The 20,300-nt window shown below is 70.0% G+C and carries 19 protein-coding genes, 1 tRNA gene and 1 pseudogene; 13 read left to right on the plus strand and 8 right to left on the minus strand.

Annotation, left to right across the window (positions count from 1 at the left end):
• The first annotated feature begins 2 nt into the window (after positions 1-2).
• The 4 genes from MWM08_RS08685 (at position 3) to MWM08_RS08700 (ending at position 5,863) form a co-directional block, all read left to right on the plus strand.
• Positions 3-794, plus strand: a complete 792-nt coding sequence (locus MWM08_RS08685) for an SDR family oxidoreductase (protein ID WP_244459050.1) — start codon at positions 3-5, stop codon at positions 792-794.
• A gap of 61 nt (positions 795-855) precedes the next feature.
• The gene (locus MWM08_RS08690) at positions 856-2,121 is read left to right on the plus strand and encodes a Zn-dependent hydrolase (RefSeq protein ID WP_244459051.1); all 1,266 of its coding nucleotides are present in this window, start codon (positions 856-858) and stop codon (positions 2,119-2,121) included.
• A complete protein-coding gene (locus tag MWM08_RS08695) occupies positions 2,118-4,190 on the plus strand; it encodes a hydantoinase/oxoprolinase family protein (RefSeq protein ID WP_244459052.1) in 2,073 nt (690 codons plus the stop codon). Before MWM08_RS08690 ends, MWM08_RS08695 begins: the two co-directional genes overlap by 4 nt.
• A complete protein-coding gene (locus MWM08_RS08700) occupies positions 4,190-5,863 on the plus strand; it encodes a hydantoinase B/oxoprolinase family protein (protein ID WP_244459053.1) in 1,674 nt (557 codons plus the stop codon). The genes MWM08_RS08695 and MWM08_RS08700 overlap by 1 nt, the downstream gene beginning before the upstream one ends.
• A 126-nt stretch (positions 5,864-5,989) precedes the next feature.
• Here MWM08_RS08700 and MWM08_RS26515 read toward each other — a convergent pair.
• Positions 5,990-6,082 (minus strand): annotated as a pseudogene (locus MWM08_RS26515) (hypothetical protein); the annotation flags it as partial.
• Between MWM08_RS26515 and MWM08_RS08705 the strand changes: the two are divergent.
• Positions 6,039-6,398, plus strand: coding sequence for a c-type cytochrome (locus MWM08_RS08705; protein WP_423816022.1), 360 nt, complete (start codon positions 6,039-6,041; stop codon positions 6,396-6,398). The pseudogene MWM08_RS26515 and the gene MWM08_RS08705 overlap by 44 nt on opposite strands.
• Positions 6,399-6,669: 271 nt before the next feature.
• The gene (locus MWM08_RS08710; RefSeq protein ID WP_244459055.1) at positions 6,670-7,155 is read left to right on the plus strand and encodes a pyridoxamine 5'-phosphate oxidase family protein; all 486 of its coding nucleotides are present in this window, start codon (positions 6,670-6,672) and stop codon (positions 7,153-7,155) included.
• A gap of 172 nt (positions 7,156-7,327) precedes the next feature.
• Here the strand turns inward: MWM08_RS08710 and motA are convergent, their stop codons facing one another.
• Positions 7,328-8,194: a flagellar motor stator protein MotA gene (gene motA / locus MWM08_RS08715; protein ID WP_244459056.1), complete on the minus strand. Its 867-nt coding sequence runs from the start codon at positions 8,192-8,194 to the stop codon at positions 7,328-7,330.
• Positions 8,191-9,246: a flagellar motor protein MotB gene (locus tag MWM08_RS08720; protein ID WP_244459057.1), complete on the minus strand. Its 1,056-nt coding sequence runs from the start codon at positions 9,244-9,246 to the stop codon at positions 8,191-8,193. The genes motA and MWM08_RS08720 overlap by 4 nt, the downstream gene beginning before the upstream one ends.
• Positions 9,247-9,347: 101 nt before the next feature.
• Between MWM08_RS08720 and MWM08_RS08725 the strand changes: the two genes are divergently transcribed.
• Positions 9,348-10,220 (plus strand): N-formylglutamate amidohydrolase, encoded by an 873-nt coding sequence (locus MWM08_RS08725; protein ID WP_244459058.1) that lies wholly within the window; start codon positions 9,348-9,350, stop codon positions 10,218-10,220.
• 393 nt (positions 10,221-10,613) lie between these two features.
• Positions 10,614-11,405, plus strand: coding sequence for a transglycosylase SLT domain-containing protein (locus MWM08_RS08730; RefSeq protein WP_244459059.1), 792 nt, complete (start codon positions 10,614-10,616; stop codon positions 11,403-11,405).
• Here the strand turns inward: MWM08_RS08730 and MWM08_RS08735 are convergent, their stop codons facing one another.
• The 3 genes from MWM08_RS08735 to MWM08_RS08745 are packed head-to-tail and all read right to left on the minus strand — an operon-like array spanning position 11,406 to position 14,543.
• Positions 11,406-12,536 (minus strand): CaiB/BaiF CoA transferase family protein, encoded by a 1,131-nt coding sequence (locus tag MWM08_RS08735; protein ID WP_244459060.1) that lies wholly within the window; start codon positions 12,534-12,536, stop codon positions 11,406-11,408.
• Positions 12,537-12,541: 5 nt separating this feature from the next.
• Complete coding sequence (locus tag MWM08_RS08740; protein WP_244459061.1) at positions 12,542-13,375, minus strand: HAD family hydrolase; 834 nt, start codon at positions 13,373-13,375, stop codon at positions 12,542-12,544.
• 1 nt (position 13,376) lies between these two features.
• Entirely contained in the window at positions 13,377-14,543 is a 1,167-nt protein-coding gene (locus MWM08_RS08745; RefSeq protein ID WP_341482862.1) for an acyl-CoA dehydrogenase family protein, read from the minus strand.
• Positions 14,544-14,848: 305 nt separating this feature from the next.
• On the opposite strand from MWM08_RS08745, the gene MWM08_RS08750 reads away from it, so the two are divergent.
• The 4 genes from MWM08_RS08750 to MWM08_RS08765 all read left to right on the plus strand — a co-directional run bounded on the left by MWM08_RS08750 (position 14,849) and on the right by MWM08_RS08765 (position 18,337).
• A complete protein-coding gene (locus MWM08_RS08750; protein ID WP_244459062.1) occupies positions 14,849-15,160 on the plus strand; it encodes a hypothetical protein in 312 nt (103 codons plus the stop codon).
• An 82-nt stretch (positions 15,161-15,242) separates the two neighbouring features.
• Positions 15,243-16,211, plus strand: a complete 969-nt coding sequence (locus tag MWM08_RS08755; protein ID WP_244459063.1) for a D-2-hydroxyacid dehydrogenase — start codon at positions 15,243-15,245, stop codon at positions 16,209-16,211.
• Between the two features lie 13 nt (positions 16,212-16,224).
• A complete protein-coding gene (locus MWM08_RS08760; protein WP_244459064.1) occupies positions 16,225-17,613 on the plus strand; it encodes a M20 family metallopeptidase in 1,389 nt (462 codons plus the stop codon).
• Positions 17,614-17,722: 109 nt separating this feature from the next.
• Positions 17,723-18,337 (plus strand): EF-hand domain-containing protein, encoded by a 615-nt coding sequence (locus MWM08_RS08765; RefSeq protein WP_244459065.1) that lies wholly within the window; start codon positions 17,723-17,725, stop codon positions 18,335-18,337.
• A 252-nt stretch (positions 18,338-18,589) separates the two neighbouring features.
• On the opposite strand, the gene MWM08_RS08770 is transcribed toward MWM08_RS08765, so the two are convergent.
• Positions 18,590-18,664, minus strand: a tRNA-Val gene (locus tag MWM08_RS08770).
• Between the two features lie 90 nt (positions 18,665-18,754).
• Between MWM08_RS08770 and MWM08_RS08775 the strand changes: the two genes are divergently transcribed.
• The gene (locus tag MWM08_RS08775; RefSeq protein ID WP_244459066.1) at positions 18,755-19,564 is read left to right on the plus strand and encodes a DUF3108 domain-containing protein; all 810 of its coding nucleotides are present in this window, start codon (positions 18,755-18,757) and stop codon (positions 19,562-19,564) included.
• On the opposite strand, the gene MWM08_RS08780 is transcribed toward MWM08_RS08775, so the two are convergent.
• Positions 19,542-20,189 (minus strand): HAD-IA family hydrolase, encoded by a 648-nt coding sequence (locus MWM08_RS08780; RefSeq protein WP_244459067.1) that lies wholly within the window; start codon positions 20,187-20,189, stop codon positions 19,542-19,544. The two genes, MWM08_RS08775 and MWM08_RS08780, sit on opposite strands and share 23 nt — an antisense overlap.
• Positions 20,190-20,300: the final 111 nt, after the last annotated feature.

The following is a 20,300-nucleotide window of genomic DNA, read 5'->3' on the forward strand; positions in this document are numbered from 1 at the left end:
GAATGGATCTCGGTCTGAAGGGCAAGCGCGCACTGGTGATGGGCGGGGCGAAGGGCCTCGGGCGGTCGATTGCCGATGCGCTGGCGGCCGAAGGCGCCGTGCTGACCATCAGCGGGCGCGACGCGGCCGCGATGGAGAAGGCAGCGGGCGAACTGAAGGCGCTCGGTGCGCAGGGTGTGGTCACCGTGGTCGCGGACGTGTCCTCCGGCGAGCAGATGGACATGCTGGCCGACACCGCGACGAAGGCGATGGGCGGTGTGGATATCCTGGTGCTGAACCACGGCGGACCGCCGGTCTGTACGGCCTCCGACATGAAGGAGGAGGACCTGGTCAAGTGGTTCCAGAACATCGTGGTCTCGCCGATCCGCATCACCATGCGGCTGATGCCCGCGATGCGCGCGCAGAAGTACGGGCGCGTGATCGTGGTGGGGTCGTCGGGCATGCAGCACCCGATCCCGACGCTGGCGCTGTCGAATACGCTGCGCGCGTCGATCTGGGCCTGGCTCAAGACGCTTTCGGCGGAAGTGGCGGCGGATGGAGTCACGATGAACATCCTCGCCCCCGGGTCGATCCTGACTGACCGCATCACGCAGACCGCCACGGTGCGCGCGCAGAAGGCGGGTGTCAGCGTCGAGGAGGAAGTGGCGCGCGCCGGCAAGGAAGTGCCCGCGGGGCGCATCGGCCAGCCCGGCGAATACGGCCCGATGGGCGCCTTCCTGGCCGGGACCACCGGCGCCTACATCACGGGTACCATGGTGCGGGTGGACGGCGGGCGTGTGCGCTCGATGCTGTGAGTGACCGGCGGGGCGCCGGCGCGCCCCGCCACCTGCTTCCGTGCTGCCGAGGATCGCGACGATGCTGCCGAACCTGACGCCCGATGTGGATCTGGCCGCGGAGCTGTTTGCCGGGCTGCGCGCCGGCAGCGCGGATGGCGAGGGCGTGACGCGCGAGGCCTATGGCCCCGGCGAACGCATGGCGCATGCGCTGGTGCGCGCGGCCGCGGATCGCATCGGGCTCGAGAGCAGCGTCGATGTCGCGGGCAACCTCTACATGACGCTGCCGGGGACGGATCGCGCGGCGAAGCGGATCATCATCGGCAGCCACCTGGACAGCGTGCGCAACGGTGGCAACTACGATGGCGCCGCCGGCGTGCTGGCGGGCATGGCGGCAGTGGCCGGGATGAAGCGCGCGGGCTTCGTGCCGGGGCGTGACGTCACGGTCATGGCGATCCGCGCGGAGGAGGCCGGCGCCTGGTTCCCGGTCTCCTATCCCGGGTCGCGCATGGCGCTCGGGCTGATGAAGCCCGACGGGCTTGCGATCGCTCGGCAGGACAGCGGCCGCGCGCTGGCCGACCACATGCGCGAGGAAGGCTTCGACCCGGACGCGGTGGCGCGCGGCGAACACGCGATCGGCCCGCACAATGTCGCGGCTTATCTGGAACTGCATATCGAACAGGGGCCGGTGCTGGACGCGGAACGCATCCCGGTCGGCATCGTGACCGGCATTCCCGGCAGCCGGCGGCTGCGCGCGGCGCGTGTGGTCGGCGAGACCAATCATTCGGGCGGCACGCCGCGCAAGTACCGCCGCGATGCGGCTGCGGCGCTGGCGGAACTGGCGTATCGCATGGACGAGGAATGGTGCCGGCTCGATGCCATGGGGCACGTGCTGGTGTGCACCTTCTGCACCATGGCGACGACGGCGGAGGCCGGTTTCACCAAGATCGCCGGCGAGGCGACCTTCCAGTTGGATGTGCGCAGCGTCTCGCCCCACGCCTGCGACATGATGTTCGAAGCGCTGCACCGTTTCATGGACGAGATCGCCGCGCGCCGCGGCGTGCGCTTCGATAACGGACCGGAGACCGGCAGCCGCGCGAGCCCGATGGACGCGGACATACGCGCCGGGCTGCGGCGCGCCGCGCAGGCGCTGGGCATTCCGCATCGCGAGATGGCGTCGGGCGGCGGCCACGACGCGGCCGCCTTCGCCGAGGCGAAAATCCCGGCCGGCATGCTGTTCGTGCGCAACCAGCACGGCAGCCACAATCCGAAGGAAGACATGCGTATGGAAGACTTCGCGGCGGCTTGTGCCGTGGTGCAGCGCTGGGCGGCGGAGGCCGCGCAGTGACCGCGCGCCTGGCCGTCGATATCGGCGGAACCTTCACCGACCTGGCCATCGAGCGCGGCGACCAGCGCTGGACCGCCAAGGTGTTGACCACGCCAGCCGCGCCCGAGAAGGGCGTGCTGGAGGGTGTTGCGCAGGTGCTGGCCAAGGCCGGGATGGCGCCGGCGGATCTCGCACTGGTCATCCACGGCACGACGCTCGCGACGAACGCGATCATCGAACGCAAGGGTGCGAAGACCGCGCTGTTGACGACCGATGGCTTCCGCGACGTGCTCGCGCTGGCGAACGAGGCGCGCTACGACCAGTACGACCTCAACATCGAATTGCCGCAGCCGCTGGTGCGCCGTCGCTGGCGCGTGAGCGTGCCGGAACGCCTCGACAATACCGGCAAGGTGCTGGTGCCCCTGGATGAAGCCGCGGTGCGCGCGCAGATTGAGTTCCTGAAGGGCGAGGGGATCGAGAGCCTGGCGATCGGCTTCCTCCATGCCTTCGTGAACCCTGCGCATGAACGCCGCGCGGCCGAGATCGTGCGGGAGATGTGGCCGGGGATGCCGGTCTCGCTGTCCTCCGATGTCTCGCCCGAGATGCGCGAATGGGAGCGCTTCTCCACCACCGTCGCCAATGCCTACGTGCAGCCGTTGATGGCGACCTATCTGGGCCGGCTCGAGACCGGGCTGCGCGCGGCGGGGGTTTCCTGCCCGCTGTTCCTGATGCTTTCGGGCGGTGGGCTCACCACCATCGAGACGGCGTCGCGCTTCCCGATCCGCCTGGTGGAATCCGGCCCGGCGGGGGGTGCCATTTTCTCGGCGTTCGTCGCGAAGCAGCGCGGCTTCGACAAGGTGCTGTCCTTCGACATGGGCGGCACCACGGCGAAGATCTGCCTGATCGATTCCTTCCAGCCGCAGGCGTCGCGCACCTTCGAAGTCGCGCGCGTCGGGCGCTTCAAGAAGGGATCCGGTCTGCCGCTGCGCATCCCGGTGATCGAGATGGTGGAGATTGGCGCCGGCGGCGGTTCCATCGCGCAGGTGGACAGCATGGGGCGCATCCAGGTGGGGCCGGAATCCGCCGGCGCCGATCCGGGGCCGGCCTGCTACGGGCGTGGCGGCACGCATCCGGCGGTGACGGATGCGAACCTGTCGCTCGGGCGCTACGAGCCGAACCTGTTCGCGGGTGGGTCGCTGCCGTTGAAGCCGGACCTGTCGCGCGCGGCGCTGGCCGAACATGTCGGCAGCAAGCTTGGCCTGTCGGGCGACATGGCCGGGCTCGGTGTGGTCGAGATGGTCGATGAGAACATGGCAAACGCCGCGCGCGTGCACGCCATTGAATCCGGCAAGGGCTACGAGGGCCGCATCGTCATTGCCTTCGGCGGTGGTGGGCCGGTGCATGGCTATCGCGTGGCGGAGAAGATCGGCGTGAAGCGCATGCTGGTGCCCTCCGGCGCCGGCGTCGGGTCCGCGATCGGCTTCCTGCGCGCGCCCGTGGCGTATGAGGTGGTGAAGTCGCTGTACCAGCGCTTCGGGACCTTCGACCTTGCCGCGGTGAACGGGCTGCTGGCGTCGATGTCGGCGGAAGCGACGAAGGTGGTCGCCGAGGGCGCCTTCGACGCGCCGGTCGAGGAAACGCGCATCGCCTACATGCGCTACGTCGGGCAGGGGCACGAAATTTCCGTCCCGCTGCCCTCGCGTGCGCTGACTGCGGCCGACGTGGCCGAGATTCGCGCGCTGTACGACAGCGAATACACGCGCTTCTACGACCGGCCTGTGCCGGGGTCGGATGTGGAAATCCTGTCCTTCGCCGTCACCGTGCGCACGGTCGAAGCGCCGGTGAACCCTGCCGCGCCGGTTGCCGACAGCGCGGCGCCGAAGCCGATCCGCACCCACATGGTTCGCGACACCGCCAGCGGCGAAGTGACCGAATGGCCGGTTTATGACCGCGACCACATGACACCCGGCGCGACCATCGCCGGCCCCGCCATCGTGGCGGAAGCCGAGACCAGCACGCTGGTGGGGCCAGGCTGGACCTGCCGGATGGATGGGCTGGGCTACCTCGACCTGACGCAGGAGGCCGCGTGATGAGCAAGCAGACCGGCGCACTCGCCACCATCCAGCGCCAGATCCAGTGGAACCGCCTGATCGCGGTGGTCGAGGAACAGGCGCAGACCATGATCCGCACCGCCTTCAGCACCACGGTGCGCGAGGCGGGTGACCTTTCCGCGGGCGTGTTCGACCTCGAGGGCCGCATGCTCGCGCAGGCCGTCACCGGCACGCCGGGTCATGTGAATTCCATGGCGGAATCGGTCGGGCATTTCCTGAAGAAGTTCCCGGCGCACACGATGAAGCCGGGCGACCACTACATCACCAACGACCCCTGGCTCGCGACGGGCCACCTGCATGACCTGACGGTGGTGACGCCCGCCTTCCGCCGGGGCGAGATCGTCGGGCTGTTCGCCAACACCGCGCACATCATCGATATCGGCGGCCTGGGCATGGGGCCGGAGGGGCGGTCGGTCTTCGAGGAAGGCCTCTATATCCCCATCGTGAAGTGCTTCGACCGCAACGTGCCGAACGAGACCTTCTTCGACTTCATCCGCGCGGGCTCCCGCACGCCGGTCGAACTGGAAGGCGACATCTATTCCCTGTGCGCCTGCAACGACGCGGGGGCAAAGCGGCTGGTGGAAATGATGGACGAGTTCCACATGGACAGCCTCGACGACCTCGGCGGCTACATCTTCGAAGCGAGCACCCGCGCGACGCTCGCCGAGATCGCGAAACTGCCGCGCGGTACCTATCACGGCTCGATCAAGTCGGACGGCTACGAAGCGCCCGTCACGATGAAGGCCGCCATGACCATCCATGACGACCGCATCGTGGTGGACTTCGCCGGCACCTCCGGCCTGTCGAACCGCGGCATCAACGTCCCGCCCGCGTACTGCCGCGCCTATGCCTGCTTCGGGATCAAGTGCGTGGTGGCCCCGGAAGTGCCGAACAACTGGGCCTCGCTCATGCCGTTCCAGATGGAGATCCCGGAAGGCTGCATCCTGAACGCGCCGCGGCCCTATCCGGTCAGCGTGCGGCATGTGGTGGGCCAGCTCATCCCTGACCTGATGATGGGCTGCCTGCACCAGGCGATACCGGATCGTGTCAATGCCGAAGGCTCCTCGGCCCTGTGGAACCCGCCGTTGCGCGGAGGCTCGCAGGTCTCGGGCCAGGCGGCGGAGACCGAGGATTTCGAGATCATCACCTTCAACTCCGGCGGCACCGGTGCGCGCCCGTCCAAGGACGGCCTCGACGGCACGGCCTTCCCCTCCGGCGTGCGCACCATGCCGGTGGAAGCGACCGAGAATGTCGCCCCTGTCATCTTCTGGCAGAAGCAGCTCCGTCCGGACTCCGCCGGCGCCGGCCGCACCCGCGGCGGATTCGGCCAGGTGATGGAGATCGGTGCCAAGGGCGATGCCGAATTCGCCGTCAACGCCATCTTCGACCGCGTGGCGAACCCGCCCAAGGGCCGCGATGGCGGCGGCGAGGGCGCGGCCGGCTGGGTCGGCATGAACGACGCCAACGGCACGGTGCTGCGCACGAAGGGCTTCCAGATCATTCCGAAGGGCCGGCGCCTGCTGCTGAAACTGCCTGGTGGCGGCGGCATGGGCGACCCGAAGGATCGCGACCCCGCGCTGGTGCAGCGCGATGTCGAGGACGGCCTGGTGAGCCCCGAGGCCGCGCGGCGCATCTACGGCCGGGAGACGTAACCCCGCACGCGGGTCGCGCCGATGCGGATGACATGATCTTCATCCCGCGACTTGCGCTGCGTCATGCGTGGGCGCGTAGAAGGCGCTTCGTCAGCGCCCGACAGGGGCGCGTTTCCGAGGGATCCGTCAGATGATGCTGCCGCGTGCCATCGCCCCCGCGCTTGCGGGTCTTGCCATGCTCGCCCTTGCCGGACCAGCGACCGCGCAGGACGCGGCGGGCGACCCCGCCGCCGGCCAGCGTGTGTTCAACCAGTGCCGCGCCTGCCACGTCGTCGAGAACAATGGCCGCAACGGCGTCGGGCCCAACCTGCACACGGTCTTCGGCCGTCGCGCCGCCAGCATCGAGAATTTCCGCTACTCCGCGAACCTACGAACCCTGGGCGAGCAGGGGCATGTCTGGAATGCGGACAATCTGCGCGCCTATCTGCGCAACCCGAAGGATGTCGCACCGCAGGGCATCATGTCCTTCCCCGGGCTGCGCAACGAACAGCAGATCAACGACGTGATCGCCTATCTCCGCTCGCAGGCGGGCTGAGCGACCGGTTGCGAAGGCGCCATTCGGCGCCTTCCGACAGCCCGCGCCGGTCTGATCCCGTAGCGGCAGCGCCAGGGTCCCGGAGGCGTGGCCTGGTGGGCATGGCTCAACCTGGCGCTGAGCGGCGGATCGTGCGGGGTTTGCGCGACCGCTACGCGCATCACCGCTGCGTCCGCTACGCCGCCGGCGCGATCCTGGCACGTTCGTCGAGGGTCCGCGCGCAACTTATCGACGGGCCGGGTGTTGCCCTGCGACATGCAGGAGACACCCGATGTCGAACGATGCTGAACTCCGCGCGAAGTTCTGGGACAGCCTGGGGTCGGACATGACCATGATGCTCGGCCTCGATGGCGTCGAGGACGGTCATGCCCGCCCGATGACCGCGCAGATCGAGGGCCCGCACGGGCCGATCTGGTTCTTCACGTCGAAGGACAATGGCATCGTGAATGCGTTGGACCGTGGGAACCGTGCCATCGCGACCTTCGTCTCCAAGGGCCACGATCTGTTCGCGACCGTTCATGGCAGCGTGGCGGTCGCCACGGATCGCGAGGTGATTGACCGGCTGTGGAATCGCTTCATCGCCGCCTGGTTTGACGGCGGCAAGGATGATCCGAACTTGGTGCTCCTGCGCCTCGACACCGAAAGCGCCGAGATCTGGCTGAACGAGCGCAACTTCGTCGCCGGCATCAAGATGCTGCTCGGCATCGATCCCAAGGAGGACTACGCGGACAAGACCGCCGAGGTGACGCTGCGCTGAGCGCAGAAACGACGCCTCTATCGATCTGCCGGACGGTGTCGCGCTGACGGGCTTGATGTTTCGTCATGATCATCGTCGCCTTGGCAAACGCGGCCGGTCGTGCGCGCGCGAACTGCACGACCCCGCGTCGCGACGGCGCAACCGCGCCGGCGGGGGCGACTGACTTGCGCCGTCAGGCGATCTGGAGTTCCTGCAGCGACTGCTCGAGCTCCTGGAAGGTCGGCATATAGGCGCTGGGCACCAGCTTGCGCCCGGTCTCGACGGCGACCTGCGGCGCATTGCCGTGCAGATGCGCCACGATCACCGCCTTGATCACGTCGTAGTAGCGCGCTTCCTCGTCCACCACGCCCTTCAGCCGCGTGGCCATCGGCCCTACGATGCCATAGGCGAGGAACACGCCGAGGAACGTGCCCACCAGCGCGCCGCCGATCATCTTGCCCAGCACCGCCGGCGGCTCGCTGATCGATGCCATGGTCTTGATGACGCCGAGCACGGCGGCGACGATGCCGAGCGCGGGCAGCGCATCCGCCATGCCCTGCAGCGCGTGGGAGGGGTGCATCTCCTCCTCCTTCACCTTCTTGAGCTCGCGACCCATCACGTCCTCGATCTGGTGCGGGTCGTCGGCATTCATGCCGACCATGCGCAGGTAGTCGCAGATCATCATCACCGCGTGGTGGTCGGCGGCGATCTTGGGAAACTTCTGGAAAGCCGCGCTCTCGTCGGGCTTTTCGATGTGCGGTTCCAGCGCCATCGGTCCCTTGGTCTGGGCAAGGCGCACCAGGAAGTACAGCAGCGACAGGATCTCGGTGTAGTCCTGCTTGTGGAAGCGCGCGCCCTTGATGATCTTCCCGAAGCCGCCCAGCGTGTGCTTCACGTCGTGCATCGAATTCGACGACAGGAAGGCACCGACCGCCGCACCGCCGATCATCATCAGTTCGAAGGGCAGGGCCTTGATGATGATGTCGAACTTGCCGCCGGCCAGCATGTAGCCGCCGAACACCATGACGAACAGCACGACGATGCCGAGGATGGTGGTCATCGCACGGGCTCGTCCCGGTTCTGGCGCAGCAGGGTGATCGACACGCGCCGGTTGGCCGCGGCCGTCGGCTGGTCGGGCAGCAGCGGGTCGCGGTCGGCGTTGCCGGTCACCGACCGGATGCGCCCCTCCGCCAGGCCGCCTTCGATCAGCAGGCGGCGCGTGGTGTTGGCGCGGTCGGCCGAAAGGTCCCAGTTGCTGCGCTCGCCCCCGCCGCGGAAGGGCGTGGAGTCGGTGTGGCCGGAAATGGCGATCGGGTTGGGCAGGCGCATTGCCGCCTGGGCCACACGGGCCAGCAGCGCACGCGCACGATCGTTCGGCGCAGCGCCGCCGAGCGCGAACATCGGCTGGCGCTCGGCATCCACCAGCTGGATGCGCAGCCCCTCGGGCGTCTGTTCGACCAGCATCTGGCGCGCGAGATCGGCCAGCGCCGGGTCGGCGGCGATCGCCTCACGGATCTGCTCGGCTGCCTGCTCGAAGGCCTCGCGCTCGCGCCGGGCGAGTTCGCGGCGCAACTCGGCCTCGCCGAGCGCCTCGGGTGTTGCTTCCGGGGCGGGGGTCGCTGAGGGGCCGCCGCGGGGCTGTTCGGGGCCGGCATGGGCGCCGGGCGGCGTCTGAACCACCAGGCGCGGGTCCTCGGCATCTTCGCGCGCCTCTGGGCCTTCGCGGCGCGGCATGGGGCGGGCGGGGGTGTCGGTGTCGTCTTCCTCGATATCCATGACTACGGGCACCTGGCCGGGCTGGATGGTGGTGGCCCCGGTGGTCGAGGTGACGTTGCCGTTGTCGTTGGGGGTCTGGCCGCCGAAGGGCTGCCCGGAACCGGACACCGACCGCGCCAGTAGGTTGGTGGGCGCGAAGTAGTCTGCCAGGCCCCGGCGCTGTTCCTCGGTGGTGGCGTTCAGCAGCCACATCAGCAGGAAGAACGCCATCATGGCGGTGACGAAGTCCGCATAGGCGACCTTCCACGCGCCTCCATGGTGGCCGTGCTCGCCGCCTTCCTCGCGACGGATCACGATCGTGCCGCCGCCCTTCGCGCCTCGTGTCTTGCCGGACATCGGGCGGAAGGTGGCAGGCGCTGCTGACTATTTCGCTAACCGGGGCGCGGGCGCGCTGGCCGCGTGACATGACGCGGTCGCTATGGTTTGGTCGGTGGCGCATGGACCTTCCTGCCCAGACCGAAGCGCGCGCGGCGGACCCGCTCGTCATCATCCGGCCCGCGCGGCAGACGATGCCCGTCGTCTTTGCCTCTCCGCATTCCGGGCAGGACTACCCGGCGCAGCTACTGGCGCAGGCGCGCCTGGCGCCGCTCGCGCTACGCCGCAGCGAGGACAGCTTCGTCGACGAACTGTTCGCCGCCGCCCCGGCGCATGGCGCGCCGCTGATCGCTGCCACCTTCCCGCGGGTCTGGTGCGACGTGAACCGCGAACCCTGGGAACTCGACCCCACCATGTTCGACGGGCCGCTGCCGCCCTGGGTGAACACATCGAGCCCCCGCGTGGGGGCGGGCCTGGGGACCATCGCGCGCATCGTCGCGACCGGGGAGACCGTGTATCGCCGCCGGCTGTCCTTCGCCGAGGCCGAGGCCCGCATCCGCGCCTGCTGGGAGCCTTACCACGCCGCCCTGGCCGAACTGATCGCCGAGACCCGGGCCCGCTTCGGCGTGTGCCTGCTGGTCGATTGCCATTCCATGCCGGCCCACCCGGCGCAGGCCGCGCATCCGCCGGACATGGTGCTGGGCGATGCGCACGGGACCGCCTGCGCCCCCCGCGCGACGCGGATCGTGGAGGAGGTGTTGACCGGGCAGGGCTATCGCGTCCGGCGTAACGACCCCTATGCCGGGGGCTATGTCACGCGCCACTACGGGCGCCCGCGGGACGGCACCCATGCGCTGCAGATCGAGATCGCGCGCGCGCTGTACATGGACGAGACGCGGATCGAGCGCGCGCCCGGCCTCGCGCCGCTGGCGCGGGACCTGACCACCCTGATCGACGTGCTCGGGCGGACGGACTGGACCTTCCTGCGCCCATGATGCGGTGCAGCATGGCCAGAGAAGGCCTTGCTCCCGGACGCCCCCAAAAAAGAAGGCGGTGCCCGAAGGCACCGCCAAGTTTAGGGAGGAAACGTCCAAGAAAAGCAGTGGGAGGCAAGGCCTCACCGCTGCCTCAAGGAAAATAGGAGCCTGCCGGAGGAGCCGCAAGGGCTTTTTTGCAGCGCAGCATAAAGGCGCGAAACCCCATGCCAGCGCATATTTGTTGCGTGGCACGGCTGTTGCGCATGGCTATCCATGCCTGCCGACGCCCAGCGATGCCCAACGACGCGCCATGCGCGTGATTCCGCCCCGTCCTTGCCTGCTGAACACGCATTTTCCCGAGTCACGGCGACGCATCGATCGCGCCGGACGCTGGCGCTGCTTGCCGCCACGATGCTGGCGCTGGCGGTCCCGGCGGCGGCTCGGGCGCAGCCAGCTGCCGATCCCGGCCTGGCCTGCCGCGGCGCCATCAGCGCCGCCGAGCGCGAGGCAGCCATCCCCGCCGGCCTGCTGCAGGCGATCGGCCGCGTGGAGTCGGGCCGCCGAGACCCCGTCACCGGGCGCTTCGCCCCCTGGCCCTGGACCATCAACGCCGAGGGCCGCGGCATGTATTTCCCGACCCGGGAGGCAGCGATTGCCGAGGTGCGGCAACTCCAGTCCCGTGGTGTCCGCATCATCGATGTCGGCTGCATGCAGGTGAACCTGCACCACCACCCGAACGCCTTTCCGACCCTGGAACAGGCCTTCGACCCGTTGACGAATGCCCGCTATGCGGCGCGCTTCCTGACCGAACTGCAATCGACTCGGAACGACTGGGCGCGCGCCGCCGGCCACTATCACTCCCAGACGCCCGAACGGGCCGAGCCCTATCGGGCACGGGTGCTCGCCGCCTGGGCGCAGGAACAGAACCGGCCGAGCGGTGATGGCGCGGCGGAGGCGATGGCGCTGGCGGCGCTGGGCGCTGCGCGCGGTGCCACGGGCCTCGCCCAGGGCGGCGATCGCGCGCGGATCATCCCGCTGCCGGCGGGCGGTGCCGGGGCGGGGCAGGGCCGGGGCCTCGATGCCTACCGATCGGCGCCGATCATGATGGTCGGCCGGCCGGCCGTGACCGCACCGGTGGCGCAGCCCGCGGTGAACATCCCGCCGCCGCGCGGGCCCTTCGCCTTCTTCCGACGGTCGGGCTGATCAGGCCGCGAATTCCGCCCGCACCGCATCGGTGTGCTGTCCGAGCGCTGGCACCGGACCGAACGGCCGCACGCCATCGGACAGGCGCGCGGGCGGCAGCGCGATCGGCACCGGCCCCTTCTCGGTCTGGACCGGGGCGCGCTTCAGCGCCGGGTGGTTCTGCAGCCCGCCGCAATCGTTCACGAAGCCATAGGCGGTGTTCGCGCGGCGCAGCTTGGCAGCGCATTCGTCGCGCGTCAGGCCGGCGAACATCTTGCCGATATGCGCATCCACCATCGGGCGATGCGCGACTCGGTCGTTGTTCACCGTGAAGCCCGGGGTCCTGGGCAGGTCGGGCTCGTCCAGGAAATGCGCGCAGAAGGTGGCCCATTCGCGCTCGTTCTGGATGGCAATCAGCACCTCGTGCCCGTCCTTCGTGGTGAAGGCGCCGTAGGGACAGATGGAGGGGTGCGCCAGGCCGATGCGCGGCGGGTTCTTGCCGGTGCCCTCGTATTGCAGCAGCGGCACGGACATCCAGTCCGCCATGCCGTCGAACAGGCTGACGGCGATGCCCTTGCCCTGGCCGGTGATGCCGCGGCTCAGCAGGGCTTCCAGCACGGCGGCATAGGCATGCATGCCGCAGGCGATGTCGCAGGCGGAGACGCCGACGCGGCCCGGGCCTTCCGCACGGCCGGTGACGTAGGCGAGGCCGGATTCCGCCTGCACCAGCAGGTCATAGGCCTTCATGGTGGCGTAGTCGCCTTCCTCGCCATAGCCGGAGATGTCCACGGTGATCAGCCGCGGATGCTTCGCGCGGAGCTCCGCCGAGCCGAAGCCCGCGCGCTTCATTGCACCGGGGGCGAGGTTCTGGATGAAAACATCGGCCTTGCTGATCAGACGTTCGAGCAGCGCCTTGTCCTCCGGCGCCTTGATGTCGAGGCAGACGCTCTCCTTGCCGCGGTTCAGCCAGACGAAATACGACGACAGCCCGTTCGCCACGCTGTCGTAGCCGCGCGCGAAATCGCCCTCGGGCCGTTCGATCTTGATGACGCGCGCGCCGGCATCCGCCAGGCGCGAGGCGCAGTAGGGCGCGGCCACGGCCTGGTCCATGGCGACAACGAGAAGGCCCTCGAGGGGGCGCGAACCGCTCATGCTTCTCACTCCGGCATCGGTGCGGTGACGCGTGCGCGCGCCGCCAGCAGGTCAAGGATGGCGAGGATGCGGGCTTCGAGCGCGGCCCCCTCGCGGTAGTCGGCGGGCACCGCGCAATGCACGCGCCCTTCTGCGATCAGCGCCCGTGTGCGCGCGGCGCGGCCGGCATCGCCTTCGGGAAACACCGCGACGGAGTGCCCGCCCATTTCCTTCACCGTGCGGAAGCAGGGAATGTCGGTGTCGCCGTCGCCGATGAAGATCATGTTGGGGAAGGGGATACGGCGCCGGTCCTGCGGCACGAAGGCGTTCACCGCCGCATCGTCGGCAACGTCCAGCGCATCCTTGTTGATGCGGAAAAGGTACTGCGTCTTGGTGGTGTAGTTCACCGCGATGGCCGGCGCGATGGCGACATCCGACCCGTCATACAGGAAGCCCGAGGCGAAGACGGCGCGGAACTGCCGGCGGATCGACGTGCCCTCGATCAATTCGCGCAGGCCGGAGGAGATGACGTAGTGCTCGAGCGCAATGCCGCGCCGGGCCGCAGCGAGGTTCATCCGGTCGAACCATTCGTCCACGCCGGGGAACAGGCTGATGCCCGCGCCCTGCGCGATCCAGTCGGCGCGGCGCACCGGCAGGTGCTTGAAGCGCGCCCATTCCAGCATGCGATGCATGTAGGTGAGGATGCGGTCGCCCTGCTGGTCGACCGCCAGGGCATTCGCCTCCGCCCAGAACTGCGCGGGTTCGATGCCGAGCTGCGGCAGGAAGACGTGTTCCTGCATGTTGCCCGGCGCCAGCGTGCCATCGAAGTCGTAGGCGATGGCGACGGGCAGGCCCGTCACGTCAGTAGCTCCGCGGCATCCCCAGCACATGCTCGCCGATATACGACAGCACCAGGTTCGTGCTGATAGGCGCGACCTGGTACAGCCGCGCCTCGCGGAACTTGCGCTCCACGTCGTATTCCTCGGCGAAGCCGAAGCCGCCGTGGGTCTGCACGCAGGCTTCCGCCGCCGCCCAGGCTGCATCGGCGCCGAGCATCTTGCCCATGTTGGCTTCCTCGCCGCAGGGCAGGTGGGCTTCGAACTTCTGCAGGCCCTTCTGGATCAGCGCCTCGGCGGCGCGCATCTGGGCATAGGCCTTGGCGATCGGGAACTGCACGCCCTGGTTCTGGCCGATCGGGCGGCCGAACAGCACGCGCTGCTTGGAATACTCGACCGACTTGTTGATGAACCACTTGGCGTCGCCGATGCTCTCGCTCGCGATCAGCAGGCGCTCGGCGTTCATGCCGTCCAGGATGTAGCGGAAGCCCTTGCCCTCGACGCCGACCAGGTTCTCGGCCGGCACTTCCATGTTGTCGAAAAACACTTCGCACGAGTTGTGGTTCATCATCGTGCGGATGGGGCGGATGGTCAGCCCGTTGCCGAGTGCGGCCTTCATGTCGACGATGAAGGTGGACAGGCCCTCGGTGCGCTTGGCGACCTGGTCCTTCGGCGTGGTGCGGGCCAGCAGCAGCATCAGGTCGGAATGCTCGGCGCGCGAGGTCCAGATCTTCTGGCCGTTGACGATGTACTTGTCGCCCTCCTTCTTCGCGAAGGTCCGCAGCGACGTGGTGTCGGTCCCCGACGTCGGCTCCGTCACGCCGAAGGCCTGCAGGCGCAACTCGCCGGTGGCGATCTTGGGCAGGTACTTCGCCTTCTGCTCGGGGCTGCCGTGCTTCAGGATCGTGCCCATGATGTACATCTGGGCGTGGCAGGCGGCGGCGTTGCAGCCGGTCGCGTGGATTTCCTCGAGGATCGCAGCGGCCGCCGAGAGCGGCAGGCCCGACCCGCCATATTCCTCGGGGATCAGCGCCGAGAGCCAGCCGGCCTCGGTCAGCGCCTGCACGAATTCGGTCGGGTAGCCGCGGCGGGTATCGAGTTCACGCCAATACTCGCCGGGGAAGCGACTGCAGAGCTTGCGCACCTCCTCCCGGATCTCGGCATGGGCGTCGGTCGGCATCTGCATGTCCATGGGTCGTCTCTCCCGTGCTGCGAGGGATTAAGGCCGCACGGCCCGGCTGACAAGGCGCGCGGCGGGTCTCACGCGGCCGCGCCAACCGCTGTCGGCGGCCGCGGACGCAGCAGCGCTCCGTCGCGCGGCGGCACCACCGGGGCACGCGACCGAGGCGGTGCTCGCCCTGCTCGCCGCGGTGGTCGGGGCGCGCGGCGGAGAGGCTTTGGCACGCCCTCCCGCCGGTGCGGGCGTGAAAGGCGCCATTGCACCAGAGGCGCGTGGTCATCTACTGTTAATCAACCATGTGGCGATATCTCCCCTCGTTGGCCTTGCTGCTGCTCGCTCCCGCGATGGCCCTGGCGCAACCCCAGACGGTGGTCGTGCCCGGCGGGTCTGGCGTGGTGATCGGCCCGCGCAGCCACGCCGCGCCGCGCAGCACCCTGGCACCGCCCGCACGGCCGCAGCAGCGCTTCGTGGTGACGAACCCGCAGGGGGACACGCTGACCGGGCCAAGCGTCGCGGCCGCGGCGGGGTTGGCTGCGGCAGCGGCATTGGCAGTGGTGCTCGGCGGCGGATCGGGCGGCAGCAGCGGCGGCGGCGGATCGACCACCGCGGCCCCCAGCCGCACGCGCTGACGCCCCGCCCCAGGCCCCTTGCGCCGTACCCCGCCCGGGGTCACGGTCGCGCCCGGACACGACCCCCGGGAGAGAGCCGCCGATGCTGCCGCCGCGCGACCAACTGACCATCTGCTTTGCCCATGTGGCCTACCGCTTCGGGGACCGCTTCGCGCTGCGCAACACCGGCATCCGCGCCATCGAGGTGCGGTCGCGCGAGGAGCTCGACGCGCAGGTGGGCCAGGCGGATGTGCTGGTGTGCTCGGGCATGTGGCGCAACGACCTGCCGGCCATCGCGACGAAGCTGCGCTTCGTGCAGTCGGCCAGCGCGGGCACCGACCAGTATGACCGCGACGTGCTGCGCGGTGCGGGGATCCGCCTGGCCAGCGGGCAGGGCATCAACGCCAATGCGGTGAGCGAGCACGCCATCGCGCTGATGCTCTCGATCCTGCGGCGTATCCCGGAAGCGCGCGACAACCAGGCGAAGCGCATCTGGCGCGGCATGCAGGGCGACTTCGCCAAGCGCGAGGACGAGGCGGGCGGGAAGACCGTGCTGCTGGTGGGCCTGGGCCGCATCGGCGGGCGCATCGCGCGGCTGTGCAAGGCGCTCGGCATGAACGTCATTGGCGTGCGGCAGAACGTGGCGGGCGGCGCGGAGGGCGCGGACGAGGTGCATTCCTTCCGCGACTTCGTCTCGCTGGTGCCGCGCGCGGATTTCGTGGTGCTGGCCTGCCCGCTGACGGATGACACCCGCGGGCTGATGGGCGCGGCCGCACTGGCGGCGATGAAGCCGGACGCGCACCTGGTGAATGTCGCGCGCGGGCGCGTGGTGGACGAGGCGGCGCTGGTCGCCACGCTGCAGGCCGGGCGCATCAAGGGTGCCGCGCTGGACGTGACGGCGGACGAACCTCTGCCGCAGGACAGCCCGCTCTGGGCGATGCCGAACGTGCTGATCACGCCGCATACCGGCGGCGAGACGCATATGTACGAGGACAACGTGCTGGACTTCATGATGGAGAACATCGCGCGTCTGCAGCGTGGCGAGGCCGCGCTGGTGAACCAGATCGTCTGACGGAGCCTACGCCATGCCCAGCCGCGAAGGCGCCCTGACCCGTGCCGCCACCTTCTTCGACACCGGCGGATTCAAGGCTCTGCTGACCGACCTGGTCGCCATCCCGTCCACCGCGCAGGAGGAAGGGCGCGAGGCCGACCTGGACCGCTACCTGAACGGCGCCATCCGGCCCTGGCTGGAACGCCTCGGCTTCGATGTGCAGGTGCGCCCCAACCCGCTGGAAGGCTTCGGGCCGATCCTGACCGCGACGCGTGTCGAGGACGCCGCGCGCCCGACCGTGCTGCTATATGGCCACGGCGACACGGTGCGCGGGCTGGAAGACCAGTGGCGCGCCGGCCTCACGCCCTGGGTGCTGACCGAGGAGGACGGCCTCTGGTACGGCCGCGGCACCGCCGACAACAAGGGCCAGCACGCGCTGAACATCGCGGCGCTTGAGGCCGTGCTGGCCGAACGCGGCGGCAAGCTTGGCTTCAACGTCAAGGTCGTGCTGGAGATGGCGGAGGAGCGCGGTTCGAAAGGCCTACGCGATTTCGTCGCCGCCCATGCCGATGAGCTGAAGGCCGATGTGCTGATCGCCTCCGACGGCCCGCGCGTGGAGCCCGAGGTGCCGACCATCGCCACCGGCACGCGCGGCACCTTCCACTTCGACCTGGTGATCAAGCTGCGCCCGGGCGGGGTGCATTCGGGCCATTGGGGCGGGCTCACGCGCGACCCGGCGATCATCCTGGCGCATGCGCTGACCTCCATGATGGACCGCAACGGGCGCGTGCTGGTGCGCGGCATCCTGCCGCCGACCATGCCGAATTCCGTTCGTTCGGTGCTGGCCGGCTGCCCGGTCGGCGGCGGCGGCGATGCGGCCACCATCGACGAGGGCTGGGGCGAACCCGGCCTGACGAGCGCCGAGAAGATCTACGGCTGGAACAGCCTGATCGTGCTGTCGATGATCTCGGGGCGGCCCGAGAACCCCGTGAATGCCGTGGCGCCCGATGCGCGCGCGCATTGCCAGATTCGCTACACGGTCGATTCCGACCCCGCCACCTTCGGCAAGGCCATACGCGACCACCTGGACGCGCACGGCTTCCCCGAGGTCGAGATGCAGACCTCCTTCATGCGGATGTCGGCCTCGCGCACCGATCCGGACCACCCCTGGGTGCGCTGGGCGCAGGCCTCCATGGCGAAGTCGCTGGGCAAGAAGGTGCAGATCATCCCGAATGCCTCGGGCGGGCTGCCGGGGGACGTGTTCGTGGACCACCTCGGCGTGCCGCTGGTCTGGGTTCCGCATTCCTACAATGGCTGCAAGCAACACGGGCCAGACGAACACCTGCTGATCGCACCCGCGCGCGAAGGCATCCTGGCCTTCGCCGGCATGTGGTGGGACCTGGGCGAAGCCGGCACGCCCTGACCGGCGTTACTCTTCCTCACCCCCTGCGATGAGGGGGGCAATGCCGCTGTTACAGAAGCCGCGCATGTTTCCCCCAGCGGCGCCCTGCCGCTGGTGAGAAAGGACGCAGATGATGCGCAAGACCACGATCGCGGCTCTGGCCGCGGCCCTCATGGCCGGCACCGCGAGCCTGGCGATGGCCCAGCCCGCGCCCGGCGCCGGCCCCGGTGGCCCCGCGGCGGGCGGTCCGGGGCGCGAGGGCGGCCCGGGCTACCACCACCACGGCCGCCGCGGCGGCGGCGGCTTCGCCGTGGGCGAGGCCTTCGCCCGCGCCGACACCAACAACGATGGCCGCGTGACACGCGAGGAAGGCGTGATCTGGCTCCAGGCGCGTTTCACCGAGATGGACGCCAACCGCGACGGCGGCGTGACCATCGAGGAACTGCGCGCCTACTACGAGGCGCAGCGCCCCGAAGGCCGCCGCGGCCCGCCTGAGCGTATGCGTGAGCGCATGCAGGAGCGTGGCGCTGCGATGTTCCGCTTCATCGATGTGAACGGCGATGGCCGCATCACCTTCGAGGAACTGCGGCCGATCGCCGAGGCCGCCTTCCGCGCGGCGGACCGCAACGCAGACGGCGCCCTGGCGCGTGACGAACTGCGCCGCGGTGGCCGGGGTGACCGCCCGGCGCAGGCCCAGCCTGGACAGCCCGGCGCGCCTGCCCAGCCGGCGCAGCCCTCGCGCTGATCCGGCGCGGCAGGTTGCCGTGACGTGACCACGCGGCCCGGGGCTTCGGTCCCGGGCCGTTGGCGTGTGGGACACGCTTTTGATGGCCGCAGGACCGCAGTGTCCAAGGCCAAGCGGGTCGAGGCCCTGGCTCGGGCCGGGAGCGCAGCGCGCGACCGCGCCCAGCCCGCCCGCTGCCGCCAACGCAACAGCGCACGGCGCGAAGCCAAGGCTCGCGGATGCTGGCCGCTTGGCGTCTGAGGGATCCAAAAATGGTGGGCGCGACAGGGATTGAACCTGTGACCCTTCGCGTGTGAAGCGAATGCTCTACCGCTGAGCTACGCGCCCGCCGTCGGGGAGGGCGAAATACGTTCGGCCGGGGGCGGGTGTCAAGCGCACCGCCCTTGCCTCGGGCGCACCGCGCGCCATTTTCTGTCCATGACCCGCGCGCCCGTCCTCGCCCTGCTGGCCGGCCTGTCCGTCGGATACGCCCACGCGAACCCGGTCGAAGCCGACTACGCCGTCAGCCAGATGGGCGTCACGGTCATGGACATCCGCATCACCATCGACCAGGCCGGCGACCGCTATCGTCTCGCGACCGTGTCGCGGTCGCGCGGGGTCGGCCGGCTGTTCCTGCCGCGCGAACAGATCGCCGAGGCCGAGGGCGGCCTGCGCGGGCGGGACGTCATGCCCGCGCGCTACCGCACGGAGGGCGAATGGCGCGGCACGCCGCGGCGCACCGTGATGGAATACCTCTCAGGCACGCCGCGCCTTGCGGTGCTGGAACCGCCCGAGGGACCAGACCGGATCCCGGTCAGCGCCGAGGAGGCCGCCGGCACCATCGATGGCCTGTCCGCCCTGCTGCGCCTGTCGCGCGACGTGGCGGCGACCGGGCGCTGCGACATCCAGGGGGCGATCTTCGATGGGCGCCGGCGGCTGGAATGGACGTCCCGCACCATTGGCGTCGGTGCCTCCCCGGTGCGCGGGATTTCCGGCGAGGCGCTGCGATGCGGGCTCGAAAGCCGCCTGGTGGCGGGCTTCCGCCGCGGTGACGACCCCGCGACGGCGGGCCGCCCGCGCCAGGCCGAGGCCTGGCTCGCGGTGCTGGGCCCCGGCCTGCCGCCGCTGCCGCTGAGGGTCGAGTTCCCCTCGACCTTCGTCGGCGCCCTCCGGCTCGACCTGGTGCGGGCGGGGGCGGTGGTGCCGGCGCCGCTGCCCGACCGCGTCAGCGCGCCAGCGCGGCCATAAGGGCCGGCAGGTCGCACGGCGCCGCGGCCACCGGCGCGCCCTCCGCCATGTGCACCGGGCCGTAGCCCCAGCCGGCGAAGATGCAGGGCACGCCGCAGCCGGCGGCGGCGCGCACGTCGTTGTGGTGGTCGCCGATCATCACCGCCTGCTCGGGTGCGGCACCCGCGGCGGCGAGAGTGGCGCGCAGATGGCCCGGGTCGGGCTTGCGCACAGGGAAGGAATCGCCCCCGCCCAGCGCTGCGAAGCGCGGCGACAGGCCCAGCGCGTCGAGCAGCCGGCGCGCCGCGGCCTCGGGCTTGTTGGTGCAAACCGCCATGCGCCAGCCATCGGCAGCCAGCGAATCGAGCACGGCGGGGATGCCCGCGAAGGGGCGGGTCAGCACGGCGGCCTCAGCCTCGTAGTCCGCCATGAAGGACGCCAGCGCGCGCTCGTCGAACGGCAGTTCGCGGGCGGCCAGGGCGCGCGTGACCAGCATACGCACGCCATCGCCGATCATGCCGACCACCTCGGGCCGGGCGAAGCCGGGCAGACCGCGGCTGACCATCAGCCGGTCGAGCGCGGCATGGATGTCGGCCGCGCTGTCCACCAGCGTGCCATCGAGGTCGAAGACTGCGATCCGGGTCATGGCGCGGGCGTAGCCCTGATTCGACGCCCTGGGAACACGGCCGGACACATCCGGCAAACCATGTTGAGCACCGCCACGCTGGACGCGGCGCGGGCCGGCGCGTTACGGCAG

It is taken from the genome of Roseomonas fluvialis (genome assembly GCF_022846615.1).
GTDB lineage: Bacteria > Pseudomonadota > Alphaproteobacteria > Acetobacterales > Acetobacteraceae > Neoroseomonas > Neoroseomonas fluvialis.